Here is a 14,495-nt window from a genome sequence, read left to right as displayed (position 1 = left end):
ATCGCCTCATTTGAAGCCGATGGTCCGGGCGATGAAGAGGTTGTCGATATCGAGCGTGATGCCGCCGATCTTCTCGGAGGCGACGATCAGGCCGACATCATAGGAATTGGTCGGAATCCCGAAGGCTTCTTCGACCATGACGCGGTTGAGGTTGTCATAGGCCGCCTTGACCTCGGCCTCGCCGCTGGCAGCCGCATCGACCTTGGCGATCGCCGCGACATAGTCCGGATGCGGGTGTGGGTCCTTCAGGATCGGGTTGCCGGAGGTGCGGTAGATCGAATTGGTCGTCACCCGCGACGGGAACTTCTGGACATTGCCGACCGCGCCGAAGGTCGCGGCGAAATCGCCGCCGAGCAGCGCGGTGACGTATTCGGCGCCCTGGCGCATGTCGAGCTCGATCGGGACGCCAACCTTCTGCAGCGAGCCCTGCACGATCTGGCTGATCGCCACGGAAGACTCATCGCTGCCGTTGACCAGCAGCTTCCAGCCCTTCATCTCGTCCGCGGACAGGCCGGAGGCGGTGATCAGCTTCTTCGCCTTTTCAAGGTCATAGGCGTAAGTCTTGGTGTAATTGTCGTCGAAGGCCGGGCTCGCCGGCGCCCAGGGCAGCGCCACGACCTTGCCCATGCCGGCATAGCCGACACGCAGGATGCTGGCGCGATCCATCAGATGGTTGAAGGCCTGCCGGAACGACTTGTTGCGGAAGGGCCCGCGCGTCGAGTTGATGCGGAAGACCTGCACCAGCGGTCCCGGCCCGGCGAAGACCTGGTAGCCCGCGCCCTTCAGCCTGACGGCGCTGCGCGAGGAGCCGTTATAGACGATGTCGACCGCACCCGATTCCAGCGCAGCTGTGGCGGCGGCATCCTCGCTGAACACGGTGAAGACGAGATCCTGCGCGACCGGCTGCTTCTCGCGCCAGTATTTCGGGTTGGCCTTGAGGGTCAGCCCCTGGCCGACGGCCCGGCTGACCAGCGTATAGGGTCCGGTGCCGGCCGGCACGGTCTCGACCATATCGATGCCCTTGGCTTCGATCGGGATCAGGAACTGCAGGAGGTCGAGGATCTGCCGTTCGGGCGCCGGCGCCTTGAAGTTGATCACCACCGTGCGCTCGTCCGGCGCCGACCAGTCCTTGACGATCGACATCGTCGAGAAGACGTTCTTGCCGCGCTTGGGATCGGCGCCCTTCTGCAACGTCGCCAGCACGGAATCCGACTTGAACGGCGCGCCGCTGTGGAAGGTGACGCCGTCGCGCAGCGTCAGGCTGACCGAGGTCTTGTCAGGCGCGATCTTCCACTCGGTCGCCAGACTCGGCTGCGGCTTTCCCTCCGGCGTGTATTCGATCAGGCTGTCATAGAGGTTCTTGATGACGTGGAAATTGACTGTCGAGAGCTGCTGCGGATCGAAATTGGCGAGCTCGCTGAGCACGGCCACGCGCAGCGTGCCGTCCTTGAGCTGCTGGGCCGAGGCAGGGCCCACCGCCAGGAGCAGCGCTGCTCCCGCCAGGGCGAGACCGGTCATGCAGAATTGACGTCGCGACAGCTTTGTCATCGCTCTCCCCTTTTGTTTTTGCCTCAGGTCGACGATCAGCCCGTTCCCGCTCCCGGCTGGGACGAATGCGCCCGCCAGTCGCTTATTGTTTCGAGTGGATAGACCGGCCGCGGAATGCGCTGCCATGGCAGGGTGAAGACGTCGGACTGGCCCGGACCGCGCGTGTCGGCGCGGATCACCTGCGAGGTGATCGGGGCGAAGTACTGGAAATTCGAGGCCGTCTTGAGCACCGCCATCTTGTAGTCGCTGAGGTCGATGCCGAAGGCCTCGTAGACCCCCGGCACATTGCCGGCGACACCGCGCAATTCGCTGATCAGCAGCGTAACCGGCCCGACATCGAAGATGACGACGCGGCCCATGTCGACCTCGGGCTGGTGATTGTAATCCAGTCGCACCGGACCGCCGCCGATCCGCCGGACCCGCCCGGTCACGGTCAGCGGCTTGAAGAAGGCGATCGCCGCATCGCCGCCGAGCGGCAGGGTCACCTGTGCACCCTCGCCCGCTGCGATCAGCGTCGCGACCGCCTGCGGCGAGATCAGCGGGATCAGGGTCCGGCTGGTCGTGCCCTGCCGCAGGATCGCCTCCAGGATCAGGTTGCTGTCGCCGGCTGCGCCGCCGAACACCGTGTCGCCGGTGTCGCTCAGCACGATCATGCCGCGCTCGGCGGCATCGCCCAAGCGAACGGCCTCGTCGACAGAGACCGCCTCCCGGACCTGGAAATCATCGCGCATCGACCAGGCGAGATCGGCGAGATCATCGGCCAGCTTTTCCGCCAGCGCCTGGTCGCTATCTGTGACGACGATGGTCGACCAGCCGCCCTCGGCGACGTCGAGCCAGGGCTGCATCGGATAGTTCGAGGCCTGCAGCACGCGTGGATCGGCTTCAATCGCCCTCGCTTGGTCGAACCAGCGCTTCATCGGGCCCTTCGAGGTCAGGAACTGCTCCTGATGCGAGAGCAGCGGGATCTTGCGCCAGGCCATCACCGGTTTCAGCCCGCCGGTCAGGATGCGCAGCAGCACTTCGGTCCCGACCTTGCCGGTGTCGAAAACGTCGTGCGGCTGGGTGCGATGCCCGACGATGGCCGTGCAATTGGCCATGATCTTGTGGGTGACGTTGGCGTGGTGATCGAGCCCGAGCAGGATCGGGATATCCGGTCCGAGGATCTGGCGGCAGAGCTCGGCCTGCTCGCCCTCGACATCGTCGATGCCCTCGGCGGCGCAGGCGCCGTGGAGATGCAGGACGAGCCCGTCGACCGGCCCGATCGCTTCGAGGCCGATACGGATCTTCTCCTGGAAGAAGTCGAAAGCCTCGCGCGAGATCCGCCCACCGGCCACCGCCCAGGCGCGAATGATCGGGATGGTTTCGATATCGAGGCCTGACTCCCGGATGGCTGCATAGTGCCCGCCGATCTGGCCGATCTCGCCGAAACGCAGGGCGATATCCTCGCCTTCATAGAGGCCGAAGGCCTGGAAGTCGGCGAGCGTGGTCAGCACCGGATTGAAGTCGTTCGTCTCCTGCACAATGTGGATCAGGGCAAGACGCACATCGACCTCCCGGACATCCGCCAACCGCCGCCGGACCGCCGATCGCATGCGGTGGCCCGCAACCTCTCAAGTCTCGCTCTGGCAAGGCCCATTCGCCGAGACGGGAGGCTCGCAACGTGACCAAAAGCGTAGTTGCCGGCGCTATTTCGCGTCAAGGATCGTCGGTTTCACGACAAGAAACACGGGGATCAGAAGAAGGTCCGGATCGCTCCCGTCACGCGATAGGCATCGTCGACCAGCATGAGCAGCGCCCATTTGTCGAAGGTCGTGCAGGGATGGCCGATGCCGAAGGCGACCATGTCGCCAACCTGCAGCGGGCTCTCCAGCGGCGTGCCGAGATGGCAGTGCTGGTCGTTGAGCGCGAGGACCGTGTGTCCGGCCGGCATCGGCTGAGGCTCCGTCATCGAGCCACCCGGCCGATACCAGCGCAGCGGCACCGGGAAGCCGGAATCGTAGCTGATGTCGCGCTTGCCGACGGTGAGCAGGCTGCGCCCGCGCTCGGGCCGCGACTGGACATAGGCCCAGACCTCCAGCGCCGGCTCGAGCCCGCCCGGCGGCAGCATTAGGCTGGTCTCCATGGTGATCCGGCGGAACGAAGCCGTGTAGGTCGTCGAGTCATGGGTGAGGTAGCAGCCAGAGCGCAGCAGTTTCAGGATCGGCCGGGCGAAGGAGGCGGCGTTGAAGCGCTCGCCTGCCCGGTCGAAGAGCGAGGTTCCGCCGGCGCTCAGCACCATCGGCTCGGGGCCGAGCAAGCCTTCGGCTTCGGCCGCCGCAGCGGTCGCGACCACCTCGTCGAGCAAGCGATCGGCCGCCTTGGGTTCGCTGAGCAACCCCTCGAAGCATTCGAAGCCGGCAAGTCGCAGGCCCTGCGCGGAAGCGACAGCACGCGCCACCTCCAGCGCGTCCTCGCGGCTACGCGCGCCGGTGCGGCCGCCCATGAAGCCGATCTCGACGAGGATGCGCAGCGGGTTGGCGTTGCGATGCCTTGCGGCCGCCTCCGCCAGCAACGTGACGCCGGCGACGCTGTCGGCAAGGCAGTAGAGCTCGAAGTCCGGCTCCTGCAGGGCGCCGAAGCAGGCGGCGATCTCCTGCTTGCCGACCGGCTGGTTGGCGAGGATAACACGCTTGACGCCGTAGCGGCGGCAGACCGCGAGCTGCTGCACGGTCGCGACCGTGATCGCCCAGGCGCCATCGGCGATCTGCAGGTCGAAGAGCTGCGGCGCCATCGTCGTCTTGCCGTGCGGCGCGATCAGCAAATCGTTGGCGGCGGTGAAAGCGGCCATCCAGGCGCTGTTGGCCTTGAGCACGCTCTCGCGGATGACGGCGAGCGGCATCGGCGTGTCGCCGGCCAGGACGTTCCAGCCCTGCCTGCCGACATCGGACAACCGCAAGGATGCTCCGAACGGCACGCCCTTGCTCGTCCCGTCGAGATGCTGGTCCTCGATCTCGCCGAGCGGCAGACGTGGAATAGTAGCTACAGCCATGGGTTCGGATCCAACGGAGAGAAGGGACGCTTGACCTTGGTATAGGGGATCTTGCTGGCGTCGGGCGGATAGGGCCCGCCGCTGTCGAGATAGAGCACGCTTGCGGCGATCGGCGCGAAGGCAGCGTGGAAATGGTTCGAGGATTTGACCACGACCAGCGTCTTCGCGGTGAGGTCGATGCCAAGATCGGTGAAGACAGGCGGGCTGAAGGTCTGGGCGCGGGTCGAGGCCAGGACGATGTCGAGGAGGCCGATCCGGATCGCAGCGGCAGGGCCGAGCGAGACCCGGCTCTGCTCGAACGGGATCAGCAGATCGGCCGTCGTCCCAACGACCTGCACGATCGCGTCGATCGGCCGACCGGAAGACGGCGCCGCCTTGCCGGCGAAGCGCAGCGGGATTTCGGCCCCGACGCCTGCGGCGCAGCAGAGGCTGACCGCAATGGGGTCCCAGAGCGCACCGATCGCCGCCGGGATGTCGGAATGGCGCAGCAGCGCCTCGATCATCACCGAGGAATCGCCGGCGACGCCGCCGCCGGGATTGTCCCAGCGATCGGCGAGGACGACCGGTTTGCCCGGCTCGGCCAGCTCGATCGCCGCGGCGATCCCTTCCTCCGGCTTATAGTGCTTCGGCGAAGCGCCCTGCCCCCAGCCGAGGATTTCAAGCCCGAACCGTTTCGCCAGCGCCGCGGCCTTCGCCTGATCACCGTCGGCGATGACGAGCACCTTGCTGCCGACATCGGCGACGTCGGCGGCCTGGAAGCCGTGCGCGACGGAAATGCTGAGGATGCCATCCTTGCCCTCCAGCGCCTTGATCCGGTCGACGAAGCCCCGTCCGGGCTCGCGGCTGGTCATGAAGGCAGCGAGCCCGCGGCAATCGAAGACGGCGCTCGCGGGCCGCACCTGCCCGCGCGCCGTCCTGAGGCAGAGCTCCAGCAGGTCCTCGGCCCGCGCCAGGAAATCGGTGTGCGGGAACTCCTTGAAGGCGACGATGATGTCGGCGCCCTCGACCATCTCAGCGCTCAGATGGCAGTGCATGTCGAGTTCGACCCCGATGACGCAATCGCGCCCTGCGAGCGTCCGCACCCGCGTGATCAGGTCGCCTTCGCAATCGTCGTAGCCCTGAGCCACCATGGCGCCATGCAGGCCGAGCAGGACGATGTCGACGGGCAGAGCGTCTTCAAGCTGCCCTAAGATCTCGTCGCGCAGGCTCTCATAGCCGTCGCGCGAGACCAGCCCTGCCGGCTCGGCCCAGGTCGCCGTGCCCTCGACCAGCTCGTAGCCCTCGCTGGCGGCCCGGCGGCGCGCCGCGATGATCGGTGCCGAGCACAGTGTCGGCGTCTCCGGATGCGTGCCCGGCGGGCAATAGAAGGCGCTCTCGAAGGCGCTGCGATCGACATAGAGCGGCGCGAAGGTGTTGGTTTCCGTCGCCAGCGACGCGGTGAAGACGCGCATGCGGATCCATTCCCGAGCAGCGCCGGCGCCGCCTTTTCGGTCGCCGGCATGATCATGAAACCGGGAGCGGACTTGCCCTGTCAAAGCATCGGCGTTCCCTGCAATGGAACAATGCAGGCTTGATCCGGAACAGATGAGCCGCCGAGATGCTCTTGCTTCGTCTTCAGGGAGCTGCCGGGACCATGTCGCAACGCCGCCGCATCCTGCTTGGAGCGCTCTTCCACGAGACGCACAGCTTTGTCGACGAGATCACCAGCCTCGCCGACTTCACCATCCGCCGGGGCGGGGAGCTGTTGCTGCGGCGCGGCGATGGCTCGACGGTGGACGGCTTTCTGGAGATTGCGGATGCGGAAGGCTGGGAGGTCGTGCCGACGGTCGACTACACCGCATTGCCGGCTGGTACAGTCAATCACGCTGTCTTCGCGCGCTTCCTCGACGAATTCGCTACCGGGCTGAAAGCCGCGCTCGCCGCGGGCGGTCTCGACGGCATCTGGCTGGCGCTGCACGGCGCCATGGTCACGACCGAATGCCTCGACCCCGAAGGCACATTGCTGGCTCATATCCGCACGGTACCGGGTTGCGAGACGCTGCCTGTCTTCGGCGTTTTCGACCTGCACGCCAACTTCACCGCCACCATGGCGCTGAACGCCAACGCCCTCGTCGCCTATCGCGAGAACCCGCACATTGATGCGCGCGACTCCGCCGTGCGCTCCGCCAGACTGCTAGCCCGAGCCCTGAACGAAGGCGAGCTGCCGCGCATGCTCTCCTGCAACGCGCCAGTGATATGGCCGCCGACCGGCACTGGCACGGCCGACCGGCCGATGAAGGATCTCGAAGCACTGGCGCGCCGGATCGAAGAGGAGAACCCGGCGACCTGGGTCACGAACGTCGTCGGTGGCTATTCCTTCTCGGATGTTCCGGAAGCCGGCGTCGCCTTCGCGGTGGCCTTCACCGGACCGGAAACCGCTGCCCGGGAGGCGCTCGACCGCCTGGTGCGGACCGCGACGGAACTGCGCGAACTCGGCCTGCCGACGGAATGGGATATCGACCAGGCGATCGCCGAGATCCTGCGTTCGCCGGGCGGGCCATATATCGTCGTCGAGCCCGCCGACAATATCGGCGGCGGAGCGCCGGGCGACGGCACCTCGGTGCTACGCGCCTTCCTGCGGCATGGCGTCGAGAACTGCGCGGTCGCCATCGCCGACCCGGCTGCCGTCGCTGCGATGTCCGGCGCGAAACTCGGCGAGGTCCGCAGGCTCTCGATCGGCGGCAAGGGCAGTGCGATCGCCGAGGGACCGGTCGAGATCGAGGCGAGCTTCATCAGCGCCAGCGATGGCGCGTTCGCACTCGAAGACCTGAAAAGCCATCTCGCCGCCTCGCAGGGCTCGCGCTTCAGCATGGGGCCGAGCGTGGTGGTCAGGGTCGCCGGCGTCACCATCCTGCTGACGAGCCGCAAGACACCGCCCTTCGATCTCGGGCAATTGCGCTCGCAAGGCATCGAGCCGGAGACGCTCAAGGCTATCGGCGTCAAGGCGGCGGTGGCGCATCGGCGCGCCTATGACAAGATCGCCAAAGGCAGCTTCATCGTGGCGACGCCCGGCCCCTGCGCCAGCCGGATCGAGACCTTGCCGTTCAAGCGGCTACGGCCCGGCGTCTTTCCGATCAACGACGGAACGTCCCGCCGAGCACCGACGAGCGATTCCGGTACGCTTTAAGAAGCGCGTTCAAATACCTGGATTGCTTCTGGAAAATGGCGCGGGCGACGGGGCTCGAACCCGCGACCTCCGGCGTGACAGGCCGGCACTCTAACCAACTGAGCTACGCCCGCGCGGGCGGCGGAGGAACTCGTCCCCGGCGGCGTTGGGATTATGGCCCCAGGCTCTGCCTGTCAAGCACTGAAGCCGTCAAAATGTTGATCATCTCCAAAGTGCAGCGAAACAGGCCGAAACCCGACAGTTTCCTGATTTCCAGATCGCTCCAATGCACGACGGACCATCGTTGCGCCCGCCAGGCGATAGCGAATCTCGACTTTTGCCCCGGTGGCTGCGCCCAGCCAGCGTGGCAGTTTCGCCTTCGGGGGCGGCGCTCGCCGCCCCCGACCCCGAGTTCGCGGTCGATCGAAGGCTTCGCAGGCCGCACAGTGGCTTGCGAAGCCGGGCTCGTGGCCTTAAACGGCGGACAAGGGCGGTTAGCTCAGTCGGTAGAGCGCCTCGTTTACACCGAGGATGTCGGCGGTTCGAGCCCGTCACCGCCCACCAGCCCTTGCCTGAAAGCCCTCTCAGGCCGGAAGCATCCAGAGCGTATGGACGCGGCCGTCCTGGCCGAAGCCGATACCGCATTGCAGAGTACCCTGGGCGAATTCGGCCTCGTAGATGTCGACGCCGTCTTCGGCGACACGGCGGAAGCCGAGCTTGCGCAGATCCCCTTTCGATTCGAGCTCGGCACTGACGATCGGCTGCTGCTCGCGCACGACCTCCGCCAGCTCCTCGCTCAGGAGCTCCGACGGCATGGCGCCGCGCTTCTGTTGTTCGAGGAGCTCGCGCAAGGTCTCTTCGCTGCGCGGATGCGGGACCCGATTGCGCACCCGCTCGCCGAGCTCCTCGCTCTGGCGCCTCGCCTCAGCCTCATCGATGCGCGTGGCGACAGCCTCGTATCCACCTTGATGAAGGGTCAGGGCTTCGGCCGGGCCGTTATCAGTCAGCATGAAGGTGAGCTGGGCCGGAACGACCTTCAGGAAGAAATTGCTGTCGCTCTCGGCGAAGAGCTCGACCTTGGGCTGGCCGGTAAGTTGAAGGAAGAAACGATCGCCCTCCAGGGTGACTGCCATGATCAGCCCGGTAGGGTGCTTGTAGAAGCCGGTGCAGCGCTCGAAGCGACCGGGATCGATCTTGATCTCGACGCGCGGCCGCGCCTGCTCATAGCGTCGCCAGGCGACGGTATCGGTGTTGTTCTGCGTCATATTGGCCTCCTTCGCGAGCCTGATCAGTTCGTCGGCGGTGAGGGAGGTGCCGGTGGCGAGCTTGCTTTGCGCGGCGCGGACGAGAGCAAGGCCTTGTTCGGCCCGCTCGCGCTGTTCGCTGAGCAGGTCGCGCTGGATGGCGAGCACGCCGGAAAGATCGACTGCCTTGCCCTGCAGCAGCGCGGTGATCCGCTGCAGGCTGAGCCCCATCCGCTTCAGCGCCAGGATCTCGTGCAGGCGGGCGATCTCGTCGGCGCCGTAGAGACGCCAGCCCTTCTCCGTCCGGCGTGGCCTGATCAGACCATGCTCCTCGTAGAGCCGCAGGGCCCGCTTCGACAGCCCGATCCGGGCCGCGCACTCATTGGCCTCGAGCCAGATCTCACCCTTGCTTCGCGCGCTCATCGGCACCTCCTGACCCAGCGCTAAGCTATGACGCAGGGTGCGGCTCAAGGGCTTGGCCAACAAAAAAGCCGCCGGCGATGCCGGCGGCTTCTCTATTCGCGAGCGCGGGGCTCAGTGGGCGACAGAAGCGGCAGCCGCGTCGTCCTCGGCGCCCTTGGGCACAGGTGCCTTCAGGTCCTCTTCCCAGACGATCGGCGTCGGCTGGCGCACCAGCGCGTGCTGGAGCACCTGGTCCATCCGCGAGACCGGGACGATCTCGAGCCCGTTCTTCACGGACTGGGGCAGATCGACCAGATCCTTGGCGTTGTCCTCGGGGATCAGCACCTTCTTGATGCCGCCGCGAAGCGCCGCCAACAGCTTCTCCTTGAGGCCGCCGATCGGCAGCGCCCTGCCCCGCAGCGTGACCTCGCCGGTCATGGCGACGTCGCGGCGAACCGGGATGCCGGTCATGACCGAGACGATCGCTGTCGCCATGCCGATGCCGGCCGACGGACCGTCCTTCGGGGTCGCCCCTTCGGGAAGGTGGACGTGGATGTCGCGGCGGTCGAACAGCGGCGGCTCAATGCCGAAATCGATGGCGCGGGAGCGGACATAGGACGCCGCCGCCGAGATCGATTCCTTCATCACGTCGCGCAGGTTGCCGGTGACGGTCATCTTGCCCTTGCCGGGCATCATCACGCCTTCGATCGTCAGCATCTCGCCGCCGACCTCGGTCCAGGCCAAGCCGGTAACGACGCCGACCTGATCCTCGGTCTCCGCCATGCCATAGCGATAGCGCGGCGGACCGAGATAATCCTCCAGCACCGCAGGCGTGACCGCGACCTTCTTCTTCTTGGTCAGCACGATCTCCTTCACCGCCTTGCGGACGGTGTTGGCGATCTCGCGCTCGAGGTTACGCACGCCAGCCTCGCGGGTGTAGCGGCGGACCAGCGTCGTCAGGGCCTCGTCGTCGATCGACCATTCCTTGGACTGCAGGCCGTGCTTGGCGATCGCTCCCGGGATCAGGTGGCGACGCGCGATCTCGGCCTTCTCGTCCTCGGTGTAGCCTGCGATACGGATCACCTCCATGCGGTCCAGAAGGGCCGGCGGGATGTTCAGCGTGTTCGCCGTGGTCACGAACATCACGTTCGACAGGTCGTAATCGACCTCGAGGTAATGGTCGTTGAAGGTCGAGTTCTGCTCGGGGTCGAGCACCTCGAGCAGAGCTGCCGACGGATCGCCGCGGAAGTCCTGGCCCATCTTGTCGATCTCGTCGAGCAGGATGAGCGGGTTCGAGGTCTTGGCCTTCTTCATCGACTGGATGATCTTGCCGGGCATCGAGCCGATATAGGTGCGGCGGTGACCGCGGATCTCGGCCTCGTCACGCACGCCGCCGAGCGACATGCGCACGAACTCGCGGCCGGTCGCCTTGGCGATCGACTTGCCGAGTGAGGTCTTGCCGACGCCGGGAGGGCCGACGAGGCACAGGATCGGGCCGGCGAGCCGGTTGGCGCGCTGCTGCACCGCGAGATATTCGACGATGCGGTCCTTGACCTTGTCGAGGCCGAAGTGGTCGTCGTCGAGCACCTGCTGGGCTGCGGCGAGGTCCTTCTTGATCTTCGACTTCTTGCCCCACGGAATGCCGAGCAGCCAGTCGAGATAGTTGCGCACGACGGTGGCTTCCGCCGACATCGGCGACATCTGCCTGAGCTTCTTGACCTCGGCGAGCGCCTTGTCGCGCGCCTCCTTGGTCAGCTTGGTCTTGGCGATGCGCTCTTCCAGCTCGGCCAGCTCGTCACGGCCTTCCTCGCCGTCGCCGAGCTCCTTCTGGATCGCCTTCATCTGCTCGTTGAGATAGTACTCGCGCTGGGTCTTCTCCATCTGGCGCTTGACGCGCGAGCGGATGCGCTTCTCGACCTGCAGCACCGACATCTCGCTCTCCATCAGGGAGAGCACCTTCTCGAGCCGGTGGGCGACGTTCATCACCTCGAGCACGGCCTGCCGGTCGGCGATCTTGACCGCAAGATGCGAGGCGACCGTATCGGCGAGCTTGGCCGGCTCGTCGATCTGGGAGACCGCAGCGACGATCTCGGGCGAGATCTTCTTGTTGAGCTTCACATAGTTCTCGAACTCGCTGACGACCGAGCGGGCGAGCGCCTCGACCTCGACCTTCTTGCCATCCTCCTCGGCGAGGGCCTCGGCCTGCGCCTCATAGAAGTTGTCGGTCGCGGTGTAGGTCGTCGCCTTGGCCCGGCCGATGCCCTCGACGAGCACCTTCACGGTCGAGTCGGGCAGCTTCAGCAGCTGCAGCACGCGGGCGAGCGTGCCGATTTCGTAGATGTCTCCGGTTTCCGGATCATCGTCGCCGGCATTCTTCTGCGTGGCGAGCAGGATCAGGCCATCGTTCTTGACCACCTCCTCGAGCGCGCGAATGGACTTCTCGCGGCCGACGAAGAGCGGCACGATCATGTGCGGGAAGACGACGATGTCGCGCAGCGGCAGGACCGGATAGGTGTCGGTCGTGCCGGGGACGAGCGGGGCGCGGGGCGTCGAGCCAGTCATGTCTAGTCCTTCACGTTTTCGCCCGGCCGACCCCTTGAAAGGCAATCGAGCGGACGTACCGCGCGGCGCGACCATTCGCGCCAGGCGCCCCTGCCGGCCGCGCCCTCGACAGGCACGCGACTCTAGCAGGTGATCCTAAGGTGGATGCTTCGACGCCGGCTTTCAAGCGACGCCTCACGCAGTCCACCGCCGCTTCTGCCGCAGCCGGCGCACGAGACCGTGATGGTTCCGGCAAGGCAAGGCAGTTTCGGGGTACCCCTAGCCACCCAGGCCCACAAAGCAAAACGCGCGCCGACAGGCGCGCGTTCCGAATTGAACCAGAATCCGGTTTCGCTCAGGCCGAGGCCGACTTGGTCTCTTCCTCGCGGTCCGCATAGATGAAGAGCGGGCGCGACTTCGATTCGACCGCCTCGGGGCCGATGACGACCTGCTCGACGCCTTCCAGCCCCGGCAACTCGTACATGGTCTCGAGCAGGATGCCTTCCATGATCGAGCGCAGGCCACGGGCGCCGGTCTTGCGCTCGATCGCCTTGCGGGCGATCAGGCTGACCGCCTCGTCGGTGAAGGTGAGCTCGGTGTCCTCCATCTCGAACAGACGCTGATACTGCTTGACCAGCGCGTTCTTCGGCTCGGTGAGGATAGTCTTGAGCGCAGCCTCGTCGAGGTCCTCGAGCGTCGCCAGCACCGGCAGACGGCCGACGAACTCGGGGATCAGGCCGAACTTGAGCAAGTCCTCCGGCTCGACCTCGCGGAAGATCGCGCCGGTGCGCCGGTCGTCAGGAGCCTTCACGGTCGCGCCGAAGCCGATCGAGGTGCCCTTGCCGCGGCTCGAGATGATTTTGTCCAGCCCGGCGAAGGCGCCGCCGCAGATGAACAGGATGTTGGTGGTGTCGACCTGCAGGAACTCCTGCTGCGGATGCTTGCGCCCGCCCTGCGGCGGCACGGAGGCGACGGTGCCTTCCATGATCTTGAGCAGCGCCTGCTGGACGCCCTCGCCCGAGACGTCGCGGGTGATCGAGGGGTTGTCCGACTTGCGGCTGATCTTGTCGATCTCGTCGATGTAGACGATGCCGCGCTGCGCCCGCTCGACATTGTAGTCGGAGGCCTGCAGCAGCTTCAGGATGATGTTCTCGACGTCCTCGCCGACATAGCCGGCCTCGGTCAGCGTCGTCGCATCGGCCATGGTGAACGGCACGTCGAGGATGCGGGCGAGCGTCTGCGCGAGCAGTGTCTTGCCCGAGCCGGTCGGCCCGATCAGCAGGATGTTCGACTTCGCCAACTCGACGTCATTGTGCTTCGTCGCGTGGCTGAGCCGCTTGTAATGGTTGTGGACCGCGACCGAGAGGACCTTCTTGGCGTGATCCTGGCCGATGACATAGTCGTCGAGAACCTTGCGGATCTCCTTCGGGGTCGGCACGCCGTCCTTCGACTTCACCAGCGCGGATTTCGATTCCTCGCGGATGATGTCCATGCAGAGCTCGACGCATTCATCGCAGATGAACACGGTCGGGCCCGCGATCAGCTTGCGGACCTCGTGCTGGCTCTTGCCGCAGAAGGAGCAATAGAGCGTGCTCTTCGAATCGCCGCCGCTGGCCTTACTCATCGTGGTTCTCCATCTCGGAGGACAAAATCCGCCACCGAAAAACGGCAGGCTGATGTCGTCTCCCCGTCATAATAGGCGCTCAGATCACGATTATTAGGTTAACGCGTCGCTCTGGCGCAGGCGGCGACGAAACTGACCCAAAATCGGACCGCTCGAGCGCCTTACCGCGCCCTTCCGATGCCCCATGCAAACATGGGGCCTAGTCTCAAGGCAATATGGCCCTTCGGAAGCCACTCGCCAACCCACAGGCACGTGTACCTCTAACGACCTCAGGCCGCCTCGTCCGCGCGCTTGTCGATGACCTTGTCGATCAGTCCGAACTCCTTGGCCTGATCGGAGGTCATGAAATTGTCGCGCTCCAGCGCGCCCTCGATGTCCTCGTAGGAGCGGCCGGTGTGCTTGACATAGATCTCGTTCAGGCGCCGCTTCAGGCTCTCGACCTCGCGGGCATGGATGAGGATGTCGGTGACCTGGCCCTGGAAGCCGCCGGAGGGCTGGTGGACCATGATGCGCGCGTTCGGCAGGGCGAAACGCATATCCTTGGCGCCGGCGGTCAGCAGGAGCGAGCCCATCGAGGCGGCCTGGCCGACGCAGAGCGTCGTCACCGGGCAGCGGATGAACTGCATGGTGTCGTAGATCGACAGGCCCGAGGTGACCACGCCGCCGGGCGAGTTGATGTAGAAGGAGATTTCCTTCTTCGGGTTCTCGGCCTCGAGGAACAGCAGCTGTGCCACGATCAGCGATGCCGAGTAATCCTCGACCGGACCGGTCAGGAAGATGATGCGTTCGCGCAGCAGGCGCGAGTAGATGTCGAAGGCGCGCTCGCCGCGGCTCGACTGCTCGACCACCATCGGGACGAGATTGTTATAGGTCTCGATCGGGTCACGCATCATCGTCGGTCCTTGGGGTCAAAGCGGGCGGGAATCAGCCGATAGCGGCGAACCCTCACATAAGCATGCAGGC

9 protein-coding genes and 2 tRNA genes are annotated in these 14,495 nt (G+C 65.7%); 2 read left to right on the top strand and 9 right to left on the bottom strand.

Translation table 11 applies throughout. From position 1 onward, the window contains the following. Positions 1 to 6 precede the first annotated feature (6 nt). The 4 genes from ACWIGM_RS18010 to ACWIGM_RS17995 all read right to left on the bottom strand — a co-directional run bounded on the left by ACWIGM_RS18010 (position 7) and on the right by ACWIGM_RS17995 (position 6,027). Complete coding sequence (locus ACWIGM_RS18010; protein WP_454027329.1) at positions 7 to 1,548, bottom strand: ABC transporter substrate-binding protein; 1,542 nt, start codon at positions 1,546 to 1,548, stop codon at positions 7 to 9. 35 nt (positions 1,549 to 1,583) lie between these two features. Continuing rightward, on the bottom strand, positions 1,584 to 3,092 hold the full coding sequence (locus tag ACWIGM_RS18005) for a M81 family metallopeptidase (RefSeq protein WP_454027328.1): 1,509 nt from the start codon (positions 3,090 to 3,092) through the stop codon (positions 1,584 to 1,586). Between the two features lie 188 nt (positions 3,093 to 3,280). Next, on the bottom strand, positions 3,281 to 4,576 hold the full coding sequence (locus tag ACWIGM_RS18000; RefSeq protein ID WP_454027327.1) for an alanine racemase: 1,296 nt from the start codon (positions 4,574 to 4,576) through the stop codon (positions 3,281 to 3,283). Further along, positions 4,567 to 6,027: a M81 family metallopeptidase gene (locus tag ACWIGM_RS17995; RefSeq protein WP_454027326.1), complete on the bottom strand. Its 1,461-nt coding sequence runs from the start codon at positions 6,025 to 6,027 to the stop codon at positions 4,567 to 4,569. The genes ACWIGM_RS18000 and ACWIGM_RS17995 overlap by 10 nt, the downstream gene beginning before the upstream one ends. A gap of 182 nt (positions 6,028 to 6,209) precedes the next feature. Between ACWIGM_RS17995 and ACWIGM_RS17990 the strand changes: the two genes are divergently transcribed. Further along, complete coding sequence (locus tag ACWIGM_RS17990) at positions 6,210 to 7,742, top strand: M81 family metallopeptidase (RefSeq protein WP_454027325.1); 1,533 nt, start codon at positions 6,210 to 6,212, stop codon at positions 7,740 to 7,742. A 36-nt stretch (positions 7,743 to 7,778) separates the two neighbouring features. On the opposite strand, the gene ACWIGM_RS17985 is transcribed toward ACWIGM_RS17990, so the two are convergent. Continuing rightward, positions 7,779 to 7,855: transfer RNA gene (locus tag ACWIGM_RS17985), tRNA-Asp, on the bottom strand. A 354-nt stretch (positions 7,856 to 8,209) separates the two neighbouring features. Here ACWIGM_RS17985 and ACWIGM_RS17980 point away from each other — a divergent pair. After that, a tRNA-Val gene (locus tag ACWIGM_RS17980) sits at positions 8,210 to 8,285 on the top strand. Between the two features lie 20 nt (positions 8,286 to 8,305). On the opposite strand, the gene ACWIGM_RS17975 is transcribed toward ACWIGM_RS17980, so the two are convergent. From ACWIGM_RS17975 to ACWIGM_RS17960, 4 genes are all read right to left on the bottom strand, one after another. After that, on the bottom strand, positions 8,306 to 9,388 hold the full coding sequence (locus ACWIGM_RS17975) for a MerR family transcriptional regulator (RefSeq protein WP_454027324.1): 1,083 nt from the start codon (positions 9,386 to 9,388) through the stop codon (positions 8,306 to 8,308). A gap of 111 nt (positions 9,389 to 9,499) precedes the next feature. Continuing rightward, entirely contained in the window at positions 9,500 to 11,929 is a 2,430-nt protein-coding gene (gene lon, locus ACWIGM_RS17970) for an endopeptidase La (RefSeq protein ID WP_454027323.1), read from the bottom strand. Between the two features lie 334 nt (positions 11,930 to 12,263). After that, positions 12,264 to 13,532, bottom strand: a complete 1,269-nt coding sequence (gene clpX / locus ACWIGM_RS17965) for an ATP-dependent Clp protease ATP-binding subunit ClpX (RefSeq protein WP_454027322.1) — start codon at positions 13,530 to 13,532, stop codon at positions 12,264 to 12,266. A gap of 269 nt (positions 13,533 to 13,801) precedes the next feature. Then, the gene (locus ACWIGM_RS17960; RefSeq protein ID WP_454027321.1) at positions 13,802 to 14,422 is read right to left on the bottom strand and encodes an ATP-dependent Clp protease proteolytic subunit; all 621 of its coding nucleotides are present in this window, start codon (positions 14,420 to 14,422) and stop codon (positions 13,802 to 13,804) included. Positions 14,423 to 14,495: the final 73 nt, after the last annotated feature.

Source organism: Allobosea sp. NPDC055332 (assembly GCF_053645455.1).
The sequence above is the reverse complement of the archived record's forward strand: the minus strand, read 5'-3'. Positions and strand labels throughout refer to the sequence as shown.